The organism is Cupriavidus sp. 22TCCZM01-5 (assembly GCF_057798915.1).
Genome location: NZ_JBYOJR010000070.1, coordinates 1 through 6755, shown reverse-complemented (window position 1 = coordinate 6755; position 6755 = coordinate 1). Strand labels below are relative to the sequence as shown.

The 6755-nt window shown below is 64.0% G+C and carries 6 protein-coding genes; 1 reads left to right on the top strand and 5 read right to left on the bottom strand.

Annotated features, from left to right (window positions below; all coding sequences use genetic code 11):
- Positions 1-718: 718 nt before the first annotated feature.
- The 5 genes from AC3FNH_RS32345 to catA form a co-directional block, all read right to left on the bottom strand.
- Complete coding sequence (locus AC3FNH_RS32345) at positions 719-1504, bottom strand: 1,6-dihydroxycyclohexa-2,4-diene-1-carboxylate dehydrogenase (RefSeq protein ID WP_488722978.1); 786 nt, start codon at positions 1502-1504, stop codon at positions 719-721.
- A 5-nt stretch (positions 1505-1509) separates the two neighbouring features.
- A complete protein-coding gene (benC, locus tag AC3FNH_RS32340) occupies positions 1510-2529 on the bottom strand; it encodes a benzoate 1,2-dioxygenase electron transfer component BenC (protein WP_488722977.1) in 1020 nt (339 codons plus the stop codon).
- 24 nt (positions 2530-2553) lie between these two features.
- Positions 2554-3045 carry a benzoate 1,2-dioxygenase small subunit gene (gene benB, locus AC3FNH_RS32335; protein WP_488722976.1) on the bottom strand — a complete coding sequence of 164 codons (492 nt, stop codon included), beginning with the start codon at positions 3043-3045 and terminating at the stop codon, positions 2554-2556.
- Positions 3042-4439 carry a benzoate 1,2-dioxygenase large subunit gene (gene benA, locus AC3FNH_RS32330; RefSeq protein WP_276101725.1) on the bottom strand — a complete coding sequence of 466 codons (1398 nt, stop codon included), beginning with the start codon at positions 4437-4439 and terminating at the stop codon, positions 3042-3044. The genes benB and benA overlap by 4 nt, the downstream gene beginning before the upstream one ends.
- Before the next feature lie 85 nt (positions 4440-4524).
- A complete protein-coding gene (gene catA / locus AC3FNH_RS32325; RefSeq protein WP_488722975.1) occupies positions 4525-5448 on the bottom strand; it encodes a catechol 1,2-dioxygenase in 924 nt (307 codons plus the stop codon).
- Positions 5449-5617: 169 nt separating this feature from the next.
- Between catA and AC3FNH_RS32320 the strand changes: the two genes are divergently transcribed.
- Positions 5618-6535 (top strand): LysR family transcriptional regulator, encoded by a 918-nt coding sequence (locus tag AC3FNH_RS32320; RefSeq protein WP_276103258.1) that lies wholly within the window; start codon positions 5618-5620, stop codon positions 6533-6535.
- Positions 6536-6755 lie beyond the last annotated feature (220 nt).

The following is a 6755-nucleotide window of genomic DNA, read 5'->3' as shown; positions in this document are numbered from 1 at the left end:
GCTGTTTCGCCGGCGTAGCCGGCGAGTCACTTTTTGTCCGAGCGACAAAAAGTAACCAAAAAGCGCGTTTACTTGCCCTAGCGGGCGAATATTGATCGTAGTGTGCTGCGGGTGTTGTACGGGTATGGGCTTCAGAGTGTGCCCGGCTGCCTGCCGCGTGGTGCGCGTCCATGGGCGGGATTAGGGCGCTGATTGAACGAGCCCCGAAACTGTCCGTGGTCCCTGCTGCGACCGACATCGTGTAATCGCCTTCGGCTGCGCTACGCGCAGAGCCCTAGTCTGAGCACCCAGGCCGCAGGCAAACCGCGCCGCAGCGAAGCAGAAACTGAACCGTTGGCACTGGCGACGATGATGCCCCGCGCACACCGACTAGGACGTGCGCGCAGCGCAGCCGTAGGCGTCCCACCACTGACGCTATTGGAACGCTGTACCCGCGCCCTACATGGGGATCGTACACAAGCAGGTTATCGCAGGCACTGGTTCTGAATCACTATGCATAGCAGGTTCGAACGGCGATCACGTATCGCGAGACCAAAGCCGCTTGAACACAAGAAGCGTATCGTTGATGGCCAGCCGCCAGGCGACGCGTTTTTTGGTTACTTCTTGTCGCTCGGACAAGAAGTAGGTCGCCGGCTACGCCGGCGAAACAGCGGCGCCTGCCAAGAACAACAGCCCAACCCCAACCAAAAAGTCCCCGCCGGCCACGTCGGCGAAACCTTTATCCCAAATCCCCCCCACCCACAGGCAGCACAGTACCAGTGATATAGGAGGCCTCCTCAGACGCGAGGAACAAGATCACACCCACCTGTTCGTCGATAGTGCCATAGCGATGCATCAGGCTCGTGGCAATAGTCTGGTCGACAATCCCCTGATACCACGCTGCCTCCTGCGGCGTCTGTTCGGCCGTATTGCGCGGAATCCGGCGCGGCGGAGCTTCCGTGCCGCCGGTTGCCACCGCATTGACCCGGATGCCTTCACCGGCATGCTCGAACGCCAGGCTCGCGGTCAGCGCGTTGACGCCGCCCTTGGCCGCTGCATAGGGCACGCGGTAGATGCTGCGCGTGGCGATCGACGACACATTGACGATCGCGCCGTGGCGCCGTTCCACCATCCCCGGCAGCACCGCGCGGCAGCTCCACAGCGTCGGGAACAGCGAGCGGCGGATCTCGGCCTCGATCTGGTCTTCCTCATAGTGCTGGAAGGGCTTGGCCCAGATCGTGCCGCCGACATTGTTGATGAGCACATCCACGCGACCATGGGCCGACAGTGCGGCGTCGACCATGGCCTGCGCGCCGGCATAGGTTTCCAGGTCGACGATCACGGCCGTCGCGCGCCCGTCCTGCGCGCCGATTTCCGCAACCACCTCGTGGACGAGTTCCGAACGGTCCGCCAGTACCAGCGTGGCGCCTTCGGCGGCGGCGCGCAGCGCCACGCCACGGCCGATACCCTGTGCGGCGCCGGTGATGAGGACGATCTTTCCTTCAAAACGCTTGCGAGTCGTCATGACAGTCAGGCCGCGCTGCTGGCCGAGAATTTTTCATAGTAGAAGCCAGCCGGCTCTACACCGCTGTCCTTCAGCCAGTTGCGCACGGCGTCCACCATCGCCACCGGGCCGCACAGGTAGATGTCGACATCGCCGCCGTTGAGCCATTCGGGCTCCACGTGCTGCGTGACATAGCCCTTGCGCCCGTGGCTGCTCTCGGAACTGGCGACGCAGGTCCGGTATTCGAAGCCCGTCAGGTTCTGTGCCGCGCCGTCAATGCGCGGCAGCTCGACCAGGTCGATGTCGTTGGTGACGCCATAGACCATGCGCACCGGGTGCGGATTGCCGTTGGCGGCCAGTACGTCGAGCATCGACAGGAACGGTGCGATGCCGGTGCCGCCGGCCAGCAGCAGCACGGGGCGCTGCACCGGGCGCAGGTAGAAACTGCCGTACGGGCCCGAGAAGGCAATACGCTGGCCGGGTTGCGCATCCTTCGTCAGGTAGCTGCTCATGCGGCCATCCGGCACGTTGCGCACCACAAAGCCGGTGCGCGCCGCGCCCGGTGCGGAGCTGAACGAGTAGGAGCGCGTCAGGCCGCTGCCCGGGATCTCCACGTTGACATACTGCCCCGGCAGGAAGTCCAGCGCGCCGGCATTGTCCAGGTCGATCGAGAAGCCGATGGTGGAGTCGGACAGCTTATCGACGCTGGCAATGGCGCCTTCGAACTTGGTGACGCCGGTCTTGCACGCCGTCGAGGAGGCCGCCACGCGGATCACGCAATCCGAACGCGGGCGCGTCTGGCAGGCCAGCACATAGCCCTGCGACGCTTCTTGCGGGGTCAGCGCGTCTTCGATGTAGCTGGATTCCGGCAGGTCATAGCTGCCCGATTCGCACAGGCCGCGGCAGGTGCCGCAGGCGCCGTCGCGGCAGTCCAGCGGGATGTTGATCTTCTGGCGATAAGCGGCATCCGAGAGGGTTTCGTTTTCCCCGCAGGTGATGAAGCGGGTGACGCCGTCCTCGAACTGCAGTGCGATCGTGTGTTCCATGGCCTTGTCCTCCAGCCTGGTGAATCAGATGTGATAGATGTCGATGACCTGGTTGATGTAGTCGTTCTTCAGCACGACATACTTGTCCAGGATCTGCGCTTGCCCGCCGGCGAAGTCGATCACATAGCGCGACATGCCGAAGTAGCTGTAGTTGGTCTGGTAGCGGTGCGCCAGCGTGTGCCAGTTGAAGCGTACGGTCAGCTTGTCGCCGTCGCGTTCCATGATCTCGACGTTGCTGAGGTTGTGGCTCGTGCGCGTGTCGGGGATCGTGGCGCTCGAGCGCTCGGTCTTGATGCGGAAGACGCGGTCTTCCAGGCCCTGGCGGCTCGGGTAGAAGATCAGCGAGATCTCGCGCTGCGGGTCGGTGATGAGCTGGCCGTCATCATCCCAGCACGGCATCCAGAACTGCGCCTCAGGGTGGTAGCAGGTCAGCCACTCGTCCCACTGCTCGTCGTCGAGCAGGCGGGCTTCGCGGTACAGGAACGCCTGGACGGCGGCGATGTCGATGGTGCTCATGCGGCGCTCCCGTTGCTGTCCTGCGTGTCTTGCGCGGCCATCGCCTTCTTCATGACGTCGAGCCAGTAGCGGTGCTGCACGGTGTAGAGTCCTTCATCTTCGGTGCGCAGGCCGCTCATGACCGGCTTCAGGCCGATGCGCTGCGCGGCTTCGTCCGCCCCTTCGATCCAGTGCTTGGCGCCGCGGCACATGTCGTTCCAGGCCAGCGCGCTGCCGTTGTAGCCTTGCTGGCAGGCACGGAATTCTTCCAGGTCATCCGGCGTGGCCATGCCGCTTACGTTGAAGAAGTCTTCGTACTGGCGGATGCGGCGCGCGCGCGCGTCGTCGGGCTCGCCCTTCGGCGCAATGCAGTAGATCGTGACTTCGGTCTTGTCGACCGACAGCGGGCGCAGCAGGCGGATCTGCGAGCCGAACTGGTCCATCAGGTACACGTTCGGGTACAGGCACAGGTTGCGCGAGTTCTGGATCATCCAGTCGGCGGTCTCTTCGCCGCAGCGCTCGGCGAATTCGGCGCGGCGGCTGAAGTTGGGCCGGTCTTCGGGGTTGGCCCAGCGCGTCCACAGCAGCATATGGCCGTGCTCGAACGCGTAGAAGCCGCCGCCTTGCTTGCCCCACTTGCCGGCATCCATGGCGCGGATCTTGTCCTCGCGCTCGTTCTGCTGCTTGCGGTGGTTGGTGGTCGCGGCGTAGTTCCAGTGCACGGCGGAGACGTGGTAGCCGTCGGCACCGTTCTCGGCCTGCAGCTTCCAGTTGCCTTCGAACGTATAGGTCGAAGAGCCACGCAGCACTTCCAGGCCGTCAGGCGACTGGTCGGCGATCATGTCGATGATACGTGCGGCCTCGCCCAGGAATTCCTTGAGCGGAAGCACGTTCTCATTCAGGCTGCCAAACAGGAAGCCGCGGTAGTTTTCGAAGCGCGCCACCTTCTTCAGGTCGTGCGAGCCTTCCTTGTTGAAGCAGTCGGGGTAGCCGGCTTCCTCGGGGTCCTTCACCTTGAGCAGCTTGCCGCTGTTGTTGAAGGTCCAGCCGTGGAACGGGCAGGTGTAGGTGGCCTTGTTGCCGCGCTTGTGCCGGCACAGCATGGCGCCGCGGTGGCTGCACGCATTGATGAAGGCATTCAGCTCGCCCTGGCGGTTGCGGGCGATCACCACGGGCTGGCGGCCCATGTGGGTGGTGTAGTAGTCGTTGTTGTTCGGGATCTGGCTTTCATGCGCCAGGTAGATCCAGTTGCCCTCGAAGATGTGCTGCATCTCGAGTTCGAACAGGGCTTCGTCGGTGAACGCGCTACGGTGCAGGCGGTGGTCGCCGGTCTCGTGGTTCTCGACGAGGAACTGGTCGAGCGAGAGGCGCGGGCGTGCGGGGGCCGTGCCCCGGTCCACGTGGATGGGGATCATGGAATCGTCTCCTGATGCAATGTCTTGCGGCCCGTTGGTGGAACCGGGCGGCCGTCCCCGGTGGTGCAGCCTGCGGCTGCCTGGCTTATGCGGCGGCGCGGGTGCGCTCGACTTCGGCCGGCGGCGCGTTGTCGCGTTCGGCGTTCAGGCGGAAGTCGAAGTCGATCGAGGCGAACGGCTTGTCCACGCCATGCTTGTCCAGCGCCGCGGCATCGCTCACACGCGTCACCGCCGGCACCAGGCCCTCACGGCTGGCGAAGGCGAAGTCGTCCCACAGGTATTCGTCGCCGTCGATGTTGATCTGCGTGGTCAGCTTGCGGTGGCCCGGCGCGGACACGAAGAAGTGGATGTGCGCGGGGCGGCGGCCGTGGCGGGCGAGCAGGTCCAGCAGGCGCTGGGTGGTGCCTTGCGGCGGGCAGCCGTAGCCCATCGGCACGTTGCTGCGGAACTGGTAGCGGCCCTGGTCGTCGGTGATGACCGTGCGGCGCAGGTTGAAGTGCGACTGGGTCTTGTCGAAGAACGAGTAATTGCCCAGCAGGTTGGCATGCCAGACTTCGACCTTCGCGCCGGGCAGCGGCTTGCCGGCGTCGTCATAGACGGTGCCCTGCATGAACAGCACTTCCCCCTTGCCGTCTTCGCTGCCGTCGTCCAGGCGGGCGAAGCCCTTGCTTTCCGGCGCGCCGGCCACGTACAGCGGGCCTTCGATGGTGCGCGGGGTGCCGCCCGAGATACCGGCCTTGGCGTCGGCCTCGTCGGCACGGACATCCAGGAAGCGTTCCAGTCCCAGCCCGGCCGCGAGCAGGCCGAGTTCCTGGCTGGCGCCGGCTTCGGCCATGTATTCGATGCCCTTCCACACTTCGCTCTGGCTCAGGTCCAGATCCTCGATCGCCTTGAACAGGTCCGTGGTCAGGCGCAGCACCACTTGCTGGACGCGCGGGTTGGGGGTGCCCTGCGTGGCGGTATCGACGATGAATTGCTTTACCAGTGCTTCGATTTCAGCGTGCGTCATGTGTCTGCTCCGGGGGATTGTCGTTGTATCCAATGGCATCGAACGGTCGGTCAGATAATGCGTTTGGGGTATCAAGACTTGCCGTTCGACTTGGTACGGAGCATAGTTGTGGGGATTTTTGGCGTCCAACACCGATTTAGTATCTTTTTTATACCTCCAGGGTATGACCATAGAATTGAGGCACTTACGCTACTTCGTCGCCGTCGCGGAGGAGCGCAACTTCACCCGGGCGGCGGAGCGCCTGCATATCGCACAGCCGCCGCTGAGCCGCCAGATCCAGCAGCTCGAGGAGGTGCTGGGCGTGCAGCTGTTCGAGCGCAATACGCGCCCGCTGCGCCTGACCGACACCGGCCGCTTCTTCTACACGCACGCGCTGCAACTGCTGGCGCAGACCTCCGAGCTGGAGGCGATGACGCGGCGCGTGGCCAAGATCGAACGCAAGATGTCGGTGGGCTTTGTCGGCTCGACGCTGTACGGCATGCTGCCGCGGATCATCCGGCGCTTTCGCACCGAACACCCCGACATCGAGATGAGCCTGCACGAGATGTCGACCATGGACCAGATCAAGGCGCTCAAGGACGGGCGGATCGATGTGGGCTTCGGCCGCATCCGCCACGACGACCCGGCCGTGCGCCGCGTGGTGCTGCGCGAGGAGCGCATGATCGTGGCGCTGCCGCTTGGCCACCATCTCGCGACCGGGCATGCCACCTTGTCCTTGCATGACCTTGTGGAGGAATCTCTGATCATCTTCCCGAAGGCGCCGCGGCCGAGCTTTGCGGACCAGGTGCTGGCGGCATTCCACGATCGCGCGCTCAAGCCGCGCCGGCTGCATGAGGTGCGCGAGTTGCAGATTGCGCTAGGGCTTGTGGCGATGGGCGAGGGCATCTCCGTGGTGCCGAGCAGCGTGTACGGGCTCAAGCGCGACGATGTCAGCTATGTCGAACTCGATGATCCGAGCCTGGTCTCGCCGATCATCATGAGCATGCGCATGCTCGACGAGTCGGAAGACCTGCGCGAGATGCAGGCCATGATCTACCGGCTCTACGAGGAATTGGGCATTCCCTACAATCCGCCCGGCCATGAGTGAGCGGGCTGCGCGGGACCCATCCGTCATTTGCTCGGTGCCATACCTAAAGGGTATGCGTTGAGACGTGATCGGTCTTGGACAGCAGAAAATCAGGCTCCCATACTTTCGCATACGACATTCACTGTATCGAGAAGGTATGACAACCACGATCACCTCGGTCGAAGCCATCCTGGTCGACCTGCCCACCATCCGGGCCCATCAACTGGCCATGGCCACCATG

Excerpts from the sequence above, each read along its gene's own strand:
- catA (WP_488722975.1), bottom strand. The coding sequence starts at position 5,448 with ATGACGCACGCTGAAATCGAAGCACTGGTAAAGCAATTCATCGTCGAT.
- benB (WP_488722976.1), bottom strand. The coding sequence starts at position 3,045 with ATGAGCACCATCGACATCGCCGCCGTCCAGGCGTTCCTGTACCGCGAA.
- benA (WP_276101725.1), bottom strand. The coding sequence starts at position 4,439 with ATGATCCCCATCCACGTGGACCGGGGCACGGCCCCCGCACGCCCGCGC.
- AC3FNH_RS32345 (WP_488722978.1), bottom strand. The coding sequence starts at position 1,504 with ATGACGACTCGCAAGCGTTTTGAAGGAAAGATCGTCCTCATCACCGGC.
- benC (WP_488722977.1), bottom strand. The coding sequence starts at position 2,529 with ATGGAACACACGATCGCACTGCAGTTCGAGGACGGCGTCACCCGCTTC.